Genomic DNA, 16,094 nt, shown 5'->3' with positions numbered 1-16,094 from the left:
GGTCAGGCGACGTTGAGTTGGCCGCGTTCGCTGCCGTCGTAACCTCCGACGTCTCCCACCGGGATTGCGTCGGGCCAAAGGGATGCGAACGACGCCGAATCTGTGGAGATGCGAACGACGCTGAACCTGTGGGAGCTACCGGAGCTGTGTGACAGTGGCGAAGCAATAGGCCAGGCGACGTTGAGTTGGCCCCGTTCGCTGCCGTCGTAACCTCCGACGTCTCCCACCAAGATTGCGTCGGGCCAAAGGGATGCGAACGACGCCGAATCTGTAGAGGTGCGAACGGCACCGAACCTGTGGGAGCTACCGGAGCTGTGCGACAGTGGCGAAGCAATGGGCCAGGCGACGTTGAGTTGGCCGCGTTCGCTGCCGTCATAAGCTCCGACGTTTCCCACCGGGATTGCGTCGGGCGAAAGGGATGCGAACGACGCTGAACCTGTGGGAGCTACCGGAGCTGTGTGACAGTGGCGAAGCAATGGGTCAGGCGACGTTGAGTTGGCCGCGTTCGCTGCCGTCGTAACCTCCGACGTCTCCCACCGGGATTGCGTCGGGCCAAAGAGATGCGAACGACGCTGAACCTGTAGGAGCGTGCTTGCCCGCGACAGCGTTGTGTCATTGGCTACCTCTTACACAGACAAATCGCATTCGCGGGCAAGCGTGCTCCTACAAGGGGTTTGCGCCTGACAAAGGATAAAAACAACAGTGGCCACTTACTCCCTCGTGATCCGCCGCTTGATGGTCTGCTCGTTGACCATTGTCATGAGCCGGGCGATGACCAGCCCGTTATTAACGCTGTTCTTGAGCACCAAACTGGGCCTGAACCAGCAGGATGTCGGGCTGCTGATGGGAATCGCAGTGTTCCTGGCGACGCTGCTGGGGTTGTATGGCGGTTACATCATCGACCGGCTGGAGAAGCGCAAGCTGCTTATCCTGGCGATGCTGTCCAGTGCCATCGGTTTCACCCTGCTGACCTTCGCCCAGAATGTTTACCTGACCACCCTGACCCTGGTGATCACCGAGACCGCCTCGGCGCTGTTCCTGATCGGTTCCAAGGCCATCATCAGCGAGAACCTGCCAGTCGGCCAGCGCGCCAAGGTGTTCTCCCTGCGCTACACGCTGACCAACATCGGCTACGCCACCGGCCCCATGCTCGGCGTGCTGATTGCCGGGCATCTGCCGCTGGCGCCGTTTTTGATCGCCAGTGCCATTGCCTTCGGCAGTATGTTTTTGATGATTGGTATCCCGCCCACCGTGGCTGATAGCGAAAACCAGCCGCGCAGTTTTCTCGACACCCTCTCCACGCTCAAGAGCGATCGCACCCTGATTCTGTTCACCGGCGGCAGCCTGCTGAGCACCGTCGTGCATGGTCGCTATACGTTGTATCTCTCGCAGTTCTTGCTGGTCACCCACACCGCAGGACAGGCGCTGAAAATTCTCTCGGCGGTTCTGGCCTGCAATGCGGTGACCGTGATTCTGATGCAGTACCAGATCGGCCGTTTTCTGAAACGCGAACAGCTGCCTTACTGGATTTGCCTGGGCTCTGCGCTGTTCGCTGTCGGCCTGTTCGGTTTCAGCTTCGCCGAGACAACGTTGGCCTGGTGCGCCGCGATGTTCGTGTTCACCCTGGGCGAGATGATCATCTACCCGGCCGAATATCTGTTCGTCGATACCATCGCTCCGGAACGCCTGCGCGGCAGCTATCTGGGAGCGCAGAATCTGGCGGCATTCGGCGGTGCGATGAGTCCGGTGATTTGTGGCTATTTATTGATCAACACACCGGCGCCAACAATGTTCTATGTGCTGGCTGGCCTGACAACCCTGGGCGGTACGCTGTGCTTTTTCGCCGGACGCCGGGCCAAGCTCACGAATACAGATTCCGTCTTGTAAGGCAAAGCATGTCCCGCAACGGTCACGCGCCTTTGAGTGTTTTCTTGATCTTTGCCCACCAGTCGACCTTGTGGCGCAACTGCAACAGACACGGCATATCTCTCAGGCGAATCCATGGCTCGTCCTGCCAATGCAGTACGCTCATCGTTCCCCGCTGCCACTCCAGCAACGCCGGTGTAGGCGCATTGTTGAACGCAGGAATGCGCTGGTCGTGCAGCACAGGCAATACCTGATAGGTCAGCCATTTGCGAATCGAGTCGTGGGTGGCCTTGCCGTGATAAATCAGCAACGCGTAAGCGGCGGATTCGCTGACCATCAGCACATCGTTGATTTCGCCGTAGTAGCGCAGCTGGACATGGCGGCGCTGGTCGGGAGCCAGTTTGCGGGCGATGCGCTCTTCGAAAAACATGCCCAGGAAGTGCCCAAGATCGCGCAGGCAGAACCAGGCCTGGCGTTCGAGAATCAGAGCGTGAAGTTTGAGTTCGTGGCGGGTGAAAACGACAGGTTCGTAATGCGATTCCATGCGGCGTCTGTCCTTACTGGCCCTTGGAATAAGGGTGTCGGGAGCTAAGAACACCATAAAGGAGTGCCGACATATTCCCCCGAAGGGTCTTGTATTAGCCGACTCCCGACATGACAGACGTGCAGAGTGTAGCGCCTGCGAAAAACTGACGTTTGTCGCAGGCGCAAAAGTACCGCGGTCTATCGTGGCGGGTGACGCTTTATAGAGTTCTTAGGCTCGGGGCGGGATTATCCGGGCATGACGGCTGCAGCTCAATCCGACAAATGCAGGGGTTTTACCAATTTGATGTAACCAAGTGATGCAGAGCGCATCGTGCTCGCGCGCAGTGGCGCTCAATTGTCACTGTTCAAATCCGTCACAAACAGGCGAGTATGTCCGGCCTGGAGCTGTCGGTCTGAAGGACTTTACGAGACATCTTGCAAGCCTGCCACAGACTGTTCTGATTTCCATTTCCCTGACGAACAGGATATCGAGCAATGAAATACCGCATTCTTGGCCAATCCGGCCTCAAGGTTTCGACGCTGACGCTGGGCTCCATGATGTTCGGCGTGCAGACCAGCACCGAAGAATCACTGCGCATCATCGACAAGGCCTGGGATGAAGGCGTGAATTTCATCGACACCGCCAACGTCTACAACGCCGGTCGCTCCGAAGAAATCGTCGGCGAAGCCATCGCCTCACGCCGCAGCGAATGGGTACTGGCGACCAAGGTGGGCAGTAGTTCGGGCAACACCGCGCCGAACACCAGCGGCCTGAACCGCAAGCACATCTTCAACGAGATAGAATCCAGCCTGCGTCGTCTGGACACCGATTACATCGACATCCATTACCTGCACAAGGAAGACCACAGCACGCCACTGGAAGTGACGGTTTCGGCCATTGGCGATCTGATTCGCGAGGGCAAGATCCGTTACTGGGGTGTGTCCAACTTCCGTGGCTGGCGTATCGCCGAAGTAGTCAATGTCGCCGAGCGTCTGGGCGTCGACAGACCGGTGATCAGCCAGCCGCTGTACAACATCGTCAACCGCCAGGCGGAGCTGGAGCAGATCACCGCCGCCAAGTTCTACGGCCTGGGCGTGGTGCCTTACAGCCCGTTGGCGCGCGGCGTGCTCAGTGGTAAATACGCACCGGATGTCACCCCGGATAGCAGCACCCGTGCGGGGCGTCAGGACAAGCGGATTCTGGAAACCGAGTGGCGCTCCGAGTCGTTGCACATCGCGCAGAAGTTGCAGCAATACACCAGGGACAAGGGCGTCGGACTGGTGGAGTTCGCCATTGCCTGGGTGCTGAATAACCAGGCCGTGACCTCGGCCATCGTCGGCCCCCGTACCGAAGAGCAATGGGACAGCTATACCAAGGCGCTGAGCGTGCAGATCACGGCGGAGGACGAGGCTTTCATCGACTCGCTGGTGACGCCGGGTCACGCTTCGACGCCGGGCTTCAATGACGTCCAGCATTTTGTGACGGGGCGGTATTCGTAAGGCTCGCCAGTGTCTGCGAGAGCGACCGGAGGTACTCGCTGCCGAGCCTCCAACCGAGCAAAATAATGGCATCTGGCAATCATTGGTTTGCGAAGCAGTGACTTCGATTGTCTGTGGGCGCGCGCTGTGAAATTCCGTGCCCAGGCGACCGTTTCCGACGCCTCGTGTCGATCAGAAGATAGATAGTGGCACGCACATGGATGCCAGAAAGCCTTGTAGAATGCCGTCCGCCGCAGCCGGGTCAAATGATATTGCAATGTTTGACAAGGCTGGGTGGGGCCGTTAGTGTTCCATTGGATCCAATATCTGATCAGTGAAGAAGAAGCGACGATGCGCAGGACTGAGAAAGAGCAATTTCTCCGGGAAATTCTAGGGAATGAACAGCCGCCCGCGCACCTGGCGCGTGCCGTTATCGAAGAGAAATTACGTAGCGCGATTCTCGATGGCCGCCTGCCCGCAGGGATCGCGTTGCGCCAGCAAGAGCTGGCGACGCTGTTCGGGGTCAGCCGCATGCCTGTGCGCGAAGCCTTGCGTCAGCTTGAGGCTCAATCGCTGCTGCGTGTTGAAACTCACAAGGGCGCGGTTGTGGCGCCGCTGATAAACGAAGACGCGTCCGATGCCTATGCGTTGCGCATCCTCTTGGAATCCGAAGCCCTGCGACAGTCGATTCCGTTGCTGACTGCGCAGGACATTGCCACGGCGCGGGATTACATCGTTCAGCTTGAGACTGAAACCGATTACACGAACATCGGCACCCTCAATCGGCTGTTCCATATGACGCTTTATTCTCGAGCGCCGAACAAACGCCTGCTCAAGCTGGTCGAGGATGGGCTCAACGAAGAAGAGCGCTTCCTGCGCTTCAATCTCAAGCACATGGAACTGGGTGAGTTGTCGCAGCACGACCATTTGGAGTTATTGCAGATGGCAGAGGCAGGTGCAATCGAGGCCACGGTGAGTGCGCTCGCACAGCACTTGAACCGCGGTGTCGAGGCGATCAACAACTATCTCAAAAGCCGTCCAACGGAAGTCGCCAAGACCACCACGGCTTCAAGGAAGCGCGCCCTCGCTCAATGAGGGTGCAACGATCGTGAAACGCCACTGTTCACGGTTCAAGCATCTCCCTGCTTGCGTCAGCTGCTGGCCAGCGTATGAGGCACGACGTCCTCAGATGACAGCGCAACAGGCTGCTGCATATCTTCAGGTTGCTGGACGTTTAACCCCCGTCTGACCCAACGCATCCCTTCCTGTAGCGGCGGCCTTGCCGGCCGTGACCCCACTTCATATCGCAAGCGCCGCATGCCACGCGGCTGCAGGCGCCCTCGTCCAAAGAAAATCCCCCACCGAGCCCCCTCGGCCCCCGTTTGTGCGCCCTTTCTTGCGTGATTCTCTGCGCGCTAACGCAGCGCTTTGCTGTGTTTCAGGCAAACTCGGCTGACGAACTCGCCTGCAGTCGGTTCCGCAAACGCAATTCTCATGGAGCAACGAAAGGAGCTGTGCCTGGGCAAGGACGTAATGAGGGACTCCCAACTGCGTCGCCCACAAAAATTCTTCCAAAATCGATTATTCAGTTAAAGCGCGACTCTGAACGAGGCATTCGTTCATTATTATCAATTCTGACTCTAATGAGCCGGAAGGGTCGCTCTCGTCCAAATAAAGCTTTCCCGAAAAGTTTTATAAGCACTCTTCGCGCGCAGTTTTCGCACTAACTAAAAATTATTAAAAAGTGTTTGCCCCACAATTAAAAAGTGCTTTAACGTTTTCTCGTCGCCACTGAAAACGAAGCCCGGCTCCCCGTGGCAAGGCCCCCGATCAGCCCAATCGGCGTTCGCTCATCGTGTCTGGCTTCGAACACTTACGACCATTAAACGAAGTATTCGCTCGCAATCGTGCTTGCCCATTTGTTCATGTTTGCTTAGTTGAGCCAGACGAAGTACGTCCAACTCATCGCCAACAAGACGCAACGACAGCACAGGATTGCGCAACACTTATTCAACTCAAGGACGTCAATATGAATATCAACAAGCAACTACTCGACCTCAAGAAATCGAAACTAAGCGCTCATCCGATATTCTCGGAAATTGATTCGCTGCACGTGCTGCGACGCTTCATGGAGGCGCACGTATTCGCGGTCTGGGACTTCATGTCCCTAACCAAACGCCTGCAACAGGAGCTGACATGCACCCGGCTACCGTGGCTCCCGCCGAAAGATCCGAAGGCTGCACGTCTGATCAACGAGATTGTGTTGGGGGAGGAGTCCGACGAACGTCACGGTAACCGTCACGATCACTACAGCCATTTCGAGTTGTACCTGGATGCCATGCGGGAGATCGGTGCCAGTACCGCACGGATCGAGCGCTTCGTCGAGCTGCAAAAACAAGGCATGCATTACGCAACCGCGCTCAACCGCGTGAATGCTGGCGACGCCGAAGCCAATTTCGTTCGGGACACCCTCGACATCGCACTCAACGCCCCTGCCCACAGTGTCGCCGCGGCTTTTCTGCACGGCCGTGAAAGCGTCATCCCACAGATGTTTCAACGCATCCTCGACGACTGGGAAATCACCGCCGAGCAGGCGCCGACGTTTCGTTACTACCTGGAACGCCATATCGAGGTTGACTCGGAGGATCACGGCCCGGCGGCCGAGTCGCTGCTCGCACGGCTGATCGATGGCGACGAGCAACGCGATCAACAGGTGTACGAGGCCGCCATCGCGGCCGTGGAAAGCCGTATCCGCCTGTGGGATGCCCTTCGCGACAGCATGCGCGAACCGGCGCTGGAGGTCAGCGCATGAGCCGCTTGCCAGTCCGCGAACCCTTTGCTCTTCACACAAGGACGACATCATGAAAGCCGAAGACTATCTGTCCTTTGCCGATGCCTGGGAAGGCCGTGCGACGATCCGCACCCGCCCGCGCCGCATCGTCGAAAATGACGAAAAACTCATCTATCCGTTGAGCCGCCAGCCGCTGGTCCTGAGCGAGACCTTTACTCGCGAGTGCCCGCATTTGCGTGATTTCGCGCTGATCCAGAGCCTGTACAAGTTCATCAACGACGTGGTGATTTTCGAGACTGAAATCGTCGACAAAACCGCCCGCAGCATTGCCAAGGACAACTTCGCGATTCGCTTCCCGTTCGCCTGCCGCTACGACGCCATGACGGTGGTGGTCGACGAGGATTACCACGCGCTGGTGGCCATGGATTTCATGCAGCAGACCATTGCGCTGACAGGCATCCAGCCTATCCAGCTGCCACCGGAAATCGAGCTGAGCCGGGCGATTCCTGCCGCCCTGGCCCTGGCGCCCGACCGTTTGCGCAGCGCAGTGGAGCTGATCTGCGTAGCCATCGCCGAGAACACCGTGACCAATGATGTCGCGGCGTTCGCCAAGGACGACACCGTCAAGCAATCGATCAAGGGGTTGATGGCCGATCACCTGCTCGATGAAGGTCGGCATTCGGGGTTCTGGGCGCGGCTGGTGAGGATCTACTGGAACGCTGCGCCTGAAGAAGACCGCGAAATCATCGCCCGCATCATGCCAGCATTCATTGCTCAATATTTGACCAACGACATCCAGAAGTCCTTCGACTTCGTGCTCATCGAGCATCTGGCAGTGGCCGAGCCGATCAAGCAGGCGCTCAGGGATGAAACCCAGGCAATGTGCTTCCCGATCAATCGTCATCACCCGCTGGTGGGCAACATCGTACGCTTCTTCAAGACCAGCTCGATGCTCGACTCCATCTGTGTGCAACGCGCCCTCGCCGACTATCTGCCGGCAGGAGGCGTGCAATGAAACGTCTGGAGATTGTGCTCATCGGCCACAGTCGGGCCTTGAGCGAACTGAGCGTGGAGCTCGACAGCCACGGGCACCAGATTCATCGGCTGGTCGATGCCCAGACCCTGCAAGACAGCACCCTGAGCAGCGCGTCGATACTCATTGAGGACGGTACGCTGGACCTGCCGAGCGCGCGATTGCAAGCGTTCAGAACGCCGGTGCACCTGGGTTTGCGAGTGGGCCTGACTCCGAGTACCCAGCCCGGATTACCGCAGGTAGAGCTGCTGTGCTGGTATGGATCGGCCACCGCGCAGCGCCTGATCGTCCGCGAGAAGGTGCCCGCCGAGCCTACCGGTAACGGTCGCATGCTTCGCGACACTGCCACGGCGACGCTGATTGACAACATCGCGCTGCTGGTCAGCCGCTTCTCGCGAGATCCTGAGCACCTTGCGCGTGCGGAACGGATGGAACCACCACAAAGCGAGTGGCAGGAAGGCTTGCAGCGACTGGATCGACTGGCCTTCGAACATCGCTTCAATCACACCGCGCAGCCGCATTTGCTGAGTATTGCGCAGCAGCCTCTGGTGGCGCGGCTGGACCACAGCTTCAGCACATTCGCAAACCGCGTCGCGTTGAACATCGACGGTCATCGCATCACCTACAATGCTCTGCGCGCCCACAGCGTGGCGATCCAGGCGCGCATTCAGATGCTGCTGGAGGCGTCTGCAAACGAGCCATTGGTGATCGGTATCTGCTTGCCGAAATCGGCGGAGCTGTTCGCGGGGATTCTGGCGATTCTGGGTTACGGCGCGGTTTACCTGCCGCTGGACCCCAGTCAGCCGTTGCAGCGCCAGCAGTACATTCTGGAAAACGCCAAAGCCGCGCTTTTGCTACACGACGGTCAGCACCCGTTGGCGGGCCAATGTGTGCCAGGGCTGGATATCAGCAACGTCGATGCTCGGCCGACTGCACAGTCGCTGATGCGCCGCTCGCCTGCGCCGGATACGCCCTGCATGGCGCTCTACACATCAGGCACCACGGGGCATCCGAAGGGGGTAATGCTCAGTCAGCGCAACCTGAGCCACTTCACGGCCTGGTACGCCGATTACGTCAATCTGTCGGAGCACAGTCGGGTATTGCAGTTCTCGACGCTGAGTTTCGACTCTTCAGTGATCGACATCTTCCCGACCCTGCTCAGCGGCGCCGAGCTGGTAGTCGCCGGCGAAGACCAACGCCGCGATCCACTGCAACTGGTTCAACTGCTCGAGCAGAACCTCAGCCACGCCTTTCTGCCGCCTGCGCTGTTGAGCATTCTGCCGATGGATCGGCCACTGACGCTCGAACATCTGTGCACCGGTGGCGATGTCTGCGAGCCTTACGTGATCGAGCGCCTGGCCGCGCAATGCCAGTTCCACAACCTGTACGGCCCTACCGAAGCGACTGTACTGATCACCGCCGGGCAGTTCCAGCCGGGCAGCAGCAATCGCAATCTCGGACGGCCCATCGCCAACAGTCAGCTGTTGATCCTCGATGAGCAGCTGCAGCCGGTCGCCGAGCAAACGCCGGGCGAGCTGTACATCGTCGGGCCGGGCGTGTGTCTGGGCTACATCCACAATCCAACGCTGACCGCAGAACGCTATGTGCAGATCGCGCTGGCCGATGGCGAAAGCCTGCGTGCCTATCGAACCGGCGACATCGGCAAGTGGACCAGCGAAGGCATCGAACTGTCCGGTCGGCGCGACAATCAGGTGAAGATCCGCGGGTTCAGGGTCGAGCCGGAAGAAATCGAGCATTGCCTGCGCGACAGCCAGTTGTATCGGCAAGTCGCCGTGGTGGTCGACGAGCAGCGGCGGATTCTGGCCTTTCTCGCTCAGCCGCACGGTGTCGAACCCGACGCCGCGCGCCATCTGCTCAAAGCTCATGTCGAACGTCTTTTACCCGATTACATGCGTCCGGCGGCATACACCGAGCTGGCCAAAATGCCGTTCGCGAACAACGGCAAGGTCGATCGCAAGGCGCTGCTGCAGCTGCCGGTCAATCTGGCCGAGCAAGCGCCCCGCCGTCAGCCGGAAACCGAAAACGAACGCCTGCTGCTGACGCTCTGGGCCGACCTGCTGGAGTTGCCGCCGGGGGATATTTCGACCGAGGAGAGCTTCTTCAATCTGGGCGGCCACTCGATCCTGCTGTCGCAGATGTTGCTGGGGATTCGTGAGCATTTCGGGCGCAGCATTCCGATCAACCGCTTCATCGAGGCGCCGTCGCTGATCAACCTGGCCTCGTTGATCGACAGCGATGGCTCGTCGTCCTGGACGGTCAGTGCGCAAGCGCTCAAAGACGCCACCTCCGCGTTTGAGCTGCCTGTTTTGCCGGTCGGCCGGCTGGGTGATGTGCACAAGGTGATTGTCACCGGCGCCAATGGGTTTCTCGGCGTGCACATCGTCGAGGCGCTGCTGGCCTGGGGCGCGACCGAAGTGGCCTGTCTGGTGCGCGAAGGCCATGGGCTGACGGCCCGGGACCGCTTCGTCGAAGCCCTGCGCGAAAACCGGCTGGAGCATCTGGACCTGAGTCGGGTGCGGGTTTATGCGGCCGATGTCACCCAGCCGCAGTTGGGTCTGAGTGACGAGGTATACGAAAGACTGGATCAGGAGTTCGGCGCCTTGGTGCACAACGCCGCCAACGTCAATCACGTTCAGGATTACGAGACACTGGCCAGGGATAACGTCGCGCCGATTTTCGAATGCCTGCGACTGTGCGAGGGGCGCAGCAAGAAGGTGTTCAACTTCGTCTCCACGCTTTCAGCCTCCAGCGCCGTGGACGCCGACGGCAGTGTGCTGGAAGCGCCTGCCGCCGAGACCCCGCCAATCTACATCAAGAACGGTTACAACCTGTCCAAATGGGTCGCCGAGCGCATCCTGCAGCAGGCGCGCGATCAGGGGGCGTGGGTCAACGTCTATCGCCCCGGCAATATCGCGTTCAACAGCGTTACCGGCGTGTGCCAGCCGCATAAGAACCGGCTGATGCTGATGCTCAAGGGCTCGATGCAACTGGGGCAGGTTCCCGACTTCTCGATGACCTTCGACCTGATGCCGGTGGATTTCCTTGCCCGCTTCATCGGCTTCCACAGCAGCCGTTATCAGCCCGCCCGCGCGGTATTCAATCTGCACAACCCCGAGCCGTTGAGTTGGAGCGGCTACGTCGATGCCTTCCGCGAGGCCGGACGCGAATTCGAGATGGTCAGCGTCGCGCACTGGCAGACCCAGTTGAACAGGGTCGACAGCCAGAACGCGTTGTTCGGCGTGCTCGGCTTCTATCTCGACGGCTTCGAGGAAGACATCGGCGACATCTCGATGATCGCCTACCCAAACGCCCTCGCCGGTGTGCAGCGCATGGGCGAACGCTACCCGCAGAAAACCCCGGCGCTGCTGCGCAAGGGCTGCGATTACCTGAAAGAAATCGATTTCATCTGACACAACACTCACGTACGTAATGGAGAACGACATGAACGCAATCAACACACTCGGCACACAAGCCACCCTGAAACCCGACACCCTGGTCAGTAACCCGTCAGGCACGCCGGTGGTGGCTTCGGTGGAGGTCGCCGCTGCGGCGAGCAAGGTATGGCAAGTCGTTGGTGATTTTGGCGGCTTTACGAAATTCATCCCGGCGCTGGCCAGCATCGACGTCATCGGCAACGGCGTCGGCTCGATCCGCCACAAGAAATTCAGGGAAAACGGCCTGGAGGTAGTCGAACAACTCAATTCTCGCAACGACAAAGCGTTTTCGATGACCTGGACGACCCTCTATAACAACCTTGGCGTCGGTAAGCTCTGGGCTTCGATGACGGTGGGCAGTGATGACGGTAACCGCAGTACCAGTATCGCCACATGGACGATTATCGCCGAGCCCGCCGAGGGCAACCCTGCGAGCGCCGAGGAATTTCAGGCGTTCCTGCAGGATTTCGCCGATGACGCGATGAGCAACGTGCAAAAACTATTCGCCTGATAACGCCTGCGCAAACGCGTAACCCGCCCCGGCATCGGCCTGGGCGGGCTTTGTCGCTAGCAATCGCCAGTTGCAAATTCTCCGGCGCCTTCACACAATGCGACTAATTATCATTTGAGCGGCGCTGGGACGGCGCGTTTCGATGCCTTCTTACGACGCAAACTTGCGCACTCTTTATAGCGATCACCATGGCTGGCTCAATGGCTGGCTGCGTAGCAAGCTGGGCAACGCCGCAGATGCCGCGGACCTGGCCCAGGACACTTTCGTGCGTCTGCTCAATCGCAGCGCACTGCCGGAGCTGAAAGCGCCGAGGGGATTTCTGCGCACCGTCGCGCGAGGTCTGGTGATCGACCACTGGCGCCGCGAAGAACTGGAGCGTGCGTACCTCGAAGCCCTCAGTCAGTTGCCCGAGCATGAAACGCCTTCGCCAGAATCCCGTGAGCTGGTGTTCGAGTTGCTGGAGAGCATCGCCAGGATGCTCGACGGGCTCAAACCGACTGTGCGCCGTGCATTCCTCCTCGCCCAGTGCGAAGGCATGCCCTACAAGCAGATCGCCGACCACATGGGCATCTCCCTGCGCTCCGTCGAACGTCATGTGGCAGACGCGCTGTATCACTGTTATCTGCTCAAGTATGCAACGTGAGTCTCGGCGCATGAATCAGGCAAACCTAGTCGATCAGCCGCAGCCTTCGCCCGTCGTGGTTCGGCAAGCCATCGAATGGATGATGCGTCTGCACAGCAATGCCGCCAGCCCCAGGGTCCGCCAACGCTGCGAGCAATGGCGCGCAGCCCATCCGGATCATGAATGCGCATGGCAGCGGGTGCTGTCGCTCAACGCTGACTTGCACAGCCGCTTTCAGGCACTCCCTGCCAGCGGAGCCGCCTTCGATGCACTGGAAACCAGCGCGCAACGGCTAGGCCGCAGGCAGACACTGAAGCTGCTGTCGGGATTGTTGGCGGCGGCTTCCGGTGCGTACTTGGCGAAGGACCTTGCGCCTTGGCAGCAGTGGACAGCCGATTTCTCGACCCAAGTCGGCCAGCGCAGCGGCTTCGTTCTGGCTGACGGGACACGTCTGCAGCTCAATACCGATTCGGCAGTGGATCAGAACTTCAGCGCCAGGCAGCGCCTGATCAAACTGAGCAAAGGCGAGATTCTGATCACCTGCGGCGCCGATGCGCAGAGCACAACGCCACGGCCGCTACTGGTCAGCTGCAAGCTCGGCATGGTTGAGGGACTCGCTGCGCGCTTCGTGGTGCGTCAGGCGGACGCTCACACGCGGCTCAGCGTCATGGAGGGCCGTGTACTGATTCACTCCCCGGACTCATCGCTTCTGACTGTGCACGCCGGTCAGAGCTATTCGATCAGCGGGCAGCGGGTGGAACGGCTATCTGAGCTGGATATGGACCCGGGCGCCTGGGCCGATGGACTGATCGTCTCGCGCAATATGCGCCTGGGTGACTTTATCGCTGAAGTCGCACGGTATCGGCGCGGTCACGTTGGCTGCGATCAGGATGTCGCTCAGTTGCGTCTGTCCGGGGTGTTTCGTCTGGAGGACACCGACAAGCTGCTGGCGATCCTTCCGCAAACCCTGCCGGTGCGCCTCAAATACCGCACGCGCTGGTGGGTGACGCTGCAGCGCAATGTATAACAAACAATTTTTTTGGCGGGTTTCCCGAGCACGTCCGGCTTAGAGATCAGTACCCCTCCTCTTTACCGACCTCGACGGAATATGCAATGACCCGGCTTCAACATACACATCAACCTCATCCCGATCGGTTTCTGCGTCTGGGCCCAGACGCCGCCACGCCTTCCCTGCTCGGTTTGGCTATTCGCGCCGCACTGATCTCCACCACGCTGTCCGTCTGTGCCGTGCCATTGCATGCACTGGCTGCGGAGTCTTCGGTGATGGTCAATCCAGCGCGCAGCTACTCGATTCCCCCAGGTCCCTTGGGAGACGTGTTGAACCAGTTCGCGCGTCAGGCCGGAATCATGCTGTCGGCCACTCCCGAGCAGACTTCGGGGCTTCGATCGCCTGGGCTGCAGGGCAATTACTCGACCGATCAGGCGTTGGCCATACTTTTGGGTAGCAGCGGTCTGCAGGCTGTCAGCCAGGACGGCAGCAGCTATGTGCTGCGCAGCGCCGATGATCAGGCGATGGCACTGCCGAGCACTGACGTTCGGGGTTTCGCGCTGGGCAACGCGCTGGGGAGCATGGAAGGCTACAACGCAACTCACAGCCAGGTCGCGACCAAGACCAGTACCGCGCTGCTGGAAACCTCGCAGTCGGTGTCGGTGGTGACGCGTGAACAAATGGATGACCAAGGCTCGCAGACCGTCGCTCAGGCGATGCGCTATACGCCGGGGGTGCTGACCAACCCCTACGGCGCGACTCACCGCTACGACTATGTGGCGATGCGTGGCTTCAACGACGGTTCGGTGGACAACATCTACCTCGACGGCCTGAAGTCCATGGGCGACAGCGGCACTTACAGCACGATGCAAGTCGATCCGTATTTCCTCGAACGCGTGGACATTCTCAAAGGCCCGTCATCGGTACTTTATGGGCGTAGTTCGCCGGGCGGGCTGGTTGCGCTGACCAGCAAGAAACCGCTGTACGAGCCCTATCACCAGATTCAGGCAACAGTGGGCTCCAACGGTCAGCGTGGGATGGGGTTCGACTTCAGCGGCCCTGTGGATGACGACAAACGCATTGCCTATCGATTGGTGGGTCTGGCCGACAAATCCGACACCCAATTCGATCATGCCGAAGAGAAACGCTACGCGCTGGCCCCTACGCTGAGCATCGACTTCACTGAGGACACTTCGCTCACGCTCCAGGCGTACCTGCAACACGACCCTGAAGGCGGCTACCACGGCGGCAACCCTGCAGACGGCGCACTGCACCCGCGCAACGGCCAGCGCATCTCCGAACACTTCTTTGAAGGCGAACCTGGTATCGATGGCTATAGCCGTGATCAGCAGTCGTTCGGCTATCAGTTCGAACATCGTTTCAACGATGTCTTCACCGCGCGACAGAACTTCCGTTATCTGGACTCGAAGGTGAGTCTGGATCAGGTCTACAGCTATGGCTGGACGTCACCGACGAGCAACGAGCTCAACCGCTATTATTCGGGTGCCAATGAGCACCTGCATTCGTACATCGTCGACAACATGCTGCAGGCTGATTTCTACACAGGGCCCGTCAAACACACCGCCCTGTTCGGCGCGGACTATCAGCGGCGCAAAACGGTGGTGGATTGGCAGAGCGGCTCACTGGCGCCGATCAATGCATTTAACCCGGTGTATGGCAATTCGGAGATCAGCTACTACGATCCCACCAGTTATTTGCGGCGTCTGGAGCAAACCGGCGTGTATGCGCAGGATCTGATTGAGTGGGACAAGTGGCGCTTCTCGCTGGGCTTGCGTCATGACTGGGTGGAGACATCCGACGAGAACCGCATTGCTGAGTTTGGTCGTCCTGAAGGCACCGAGATCAGCGACAAACGCAGCAAGACTACGGGTCGCGCCGGCGTACTGTATTTGTTCGATAACGGAATTGCGCCATACATCAGCTACTCCGAGTCTTTTAACCCGAACTCATATTCCGACAGCGCTGGCAATCCTCTTGCACCTACCGATGGCAAGCAGTGGGAAGCGGGGATCAAGTACCAGCCTCCAGGAACTGACAATCTGTTCACGGCATCTGTGTTCCGCATCGATCAGGAAAACCTGGCGACCAAACTGCCTCAAGAGAACTTCTACCGTGCGATCGGGGCTGTCCGCTCGCAGGGTCTGGAGCTTGAAGCGCATATGCGGCTGACTGAGAACTTCAAGGTGTTGGGCAGCTATACTCTGACTGACATCGATTACTCGAAGTCGATGCCAAGCACCGTGAGCGATGTGGACAACAAGGGCAACTCTCCGACTCAGGCACCGAAACACATGGCATCGGTGTGGGGCGATTACAAGTTCAACAGCGGCGCGCTGGATGGGCTGCGTCTGGGGACAGGTTTACGATATGTCGGCTCAAGCTGGGTTGATGCCGAGAACACCATGAAGGTGCCTTCCTACACATTGTGGGACGCGTCGATGGGATATGACTTGGGCAAGGTGGGTCTGCAAGGCGTCGATGTCCGGCTTAACGCCAATAACCTCACCAATGAGTCCTACGTCGCATCCTGTGCCAGCCTGAACTTTTGCTATATGGGCGAAGAGCGCAATGTCAGTGCGACAGTGAGCTACCAGTTCTAAGAAGTCCCGGTTGATCAGCCAGCTTGTCGGCAACGGAAGCTGGCTTTTTCACGGCCCTGAAACGACAAAACCCCTGTCTGCATAAGCAGACAGGGGTTTCGGAATTCAATCTTGACGATGACCTACTCTCACATGGGGAAACCCCACACTACCATCGGCGATGCATCGTTTCACTGCTGAGT

11 protein-coding genes are annotated in these 16,094 nt (G+C 59.1%); 10 read left to right on the top strand and 1 reads right to left on the bottom strand.

The window, feature by feature from the left end:
• Positions 1-702 precede the first annotated feature (702 nt).
• Positions 703-1,887 carry an MFS transporter gene (locus tag CE491_RS01970; protein WP_110946695.1) on the top strand — a complete coding sequence of 395 codons (1,185 nt, stop codon included), beginning with the start codon at positions 703-705 and terminating at the stop codon, positions 1,885-1,887.
• A 22-nt stretch (positions 1,888-1,909) separates the two neighbouring features.
• On the opposite strand, the gene CE491_RS01965 is transcribed toward CE491_RS01970, so the two are convergent.
• Positions 1,910-2,410, bottom strand: a complete 501-nt coding sequence (locus CE491_RS01965; RefSeq protein WP_110946694.1) for a BRO family protein — start codon at positions 2,408-2,410, stop codon at positions 1,910-1,912.
• A gap of 476 nt (positions 2,411-2,886) precedes the next feature.
• On the opposite strand from CE491_RS01965, the gene CE491_RS01960 reads away from it, so the two are divergent.
• The 9 genes from CE491_RS01960 to CE491_RS01920 all read left to right on the top strand — a co-directional run bounded on the left by CE491_RS01960 (position 2,887) and on the right by CE491_RS01920 (position 15,912).
• On the top strand, positions 2,887-3,891 hold the full coding sequence (locus CE491_RS01960; protein WP_110946693.1) for an aldo/keto reductase: 1,005 nt from the start codon (positions 2,887-2,889) through the stop codon (positions 3,889-3,891).
• Positions 3,892-4,221: 330 nt separating this feature from the next.
• The gene (locus CE491_RS01955) at positions 4,222-4,965 is read left to right on the top strand and encodes a GntR family transcriptional regulator (RefSeq protein ID WP_110946706.1); all 744 of its coding nucleotides are present in this window, start codon (positions 4,222-4,224) and stop codon (positions 4,963-4,965) included.
• A gap of 934 nt (positions 4,966-5,899) precedes the next feature.
• Positions 5,900-6,682, top strand: a complete 783-nt coding sequence (locus CE491_RS01950) for a DUF3050 domain-containing protein (RefSeq protein WP_110946692.1) — start codon at positions 5,900-5,902, stop codon at positions 6,680-6,682.
• Positions 6,683-6,731: 49 nt separating this feature from the next.
• Complete coding sequence (locus CE491_RS01945) at positions 6,732-7,676, top strand: diiron oxygenase (protein WP_110946691.1); 945 nt, start codon at positions 6,732-6,734, stop codon at positions 7,674-7,676.
• Positions 7,673-11,125 carry a non-ribosomal peptide synthetase gene (locus tag CE491_RS01940; protein WP_110946690.1) on the top strand — a complete coding sequence of 1,151 codons (3,453 nt, stop codon included), beginning with the start codon at positions 7,673-7,675 and terminating at the stop codon, positions 11,123-11,125. Before CE491_RS01945 ends, CE491_RS01940 begins: the two co-directional genes overlap by 4 nt.
• 31 nt (positions 11,126-11,156) lie before the next feature.
• Positions 11,157-11,660, top strand: coding sequence for an SRPBCC family protein (locus CE491_RS01935; protein ID WP_110946689.1), 504 nt, complete (start codon positions 11,157-11,159; stop codon positions 11,658-11,660).
• A 142-nt stretch (positions 11,661-11,802) separates the two neighbouring features.
• Positions 11,803-12,303: a sigma-70 family RNA polymerase sigma factor gene (locus tag CE491_RS01930; protein WP_110946688.1), complete on the top strand. Its 501-nt coding sequence runs from the start codon at positions 11,803-11,805 to the stop codon at positions 12,301-12,303.
• Between the two features lie 10 nt (positions 12,304-12,313).
• Positions 12,314-13,309, top strand: a complete 996-nt coding sequence (locus CE491_RS01925) for a FecR domain-containing protein (protein WP_110946687.1) — start codon at positions 12,314-12,316, stop codon at positions 13,307-13,309.
• An 86-nt stretch (positions 13,310-13,395) separates the two neighbouring features.
• Positions 13,396-15,912, top strand: a complete 2,517-nt coding sequence (locus CE491_RS01920) for a TonB-dependent siderophore receptor (RefSeq protein ID WP_110946686.1) — start codon at positions 13,396-13,398, stop codon at positions 15,910-15,912.
• The last annotated feature ends 182 nt before the right edge of the window (positions 15,913-16,094 follow it).

It is taken from the genome of Pseudomonas bohemica (genome assembly GCF_002934685.1).
Taxonomy (GTDB): domain Bacteria; phylum Pseudomonadota; class Gammaproteobacteria; order Pseudomonadales; family Pseudomonadaceae; genus Aquipseudomonas; species Aquipseudomonas bohemica.
Note: the sequence above shows the minus strand (reverse complement) of the source record. Positions and strands in the feature narration are given on the sequence as shown.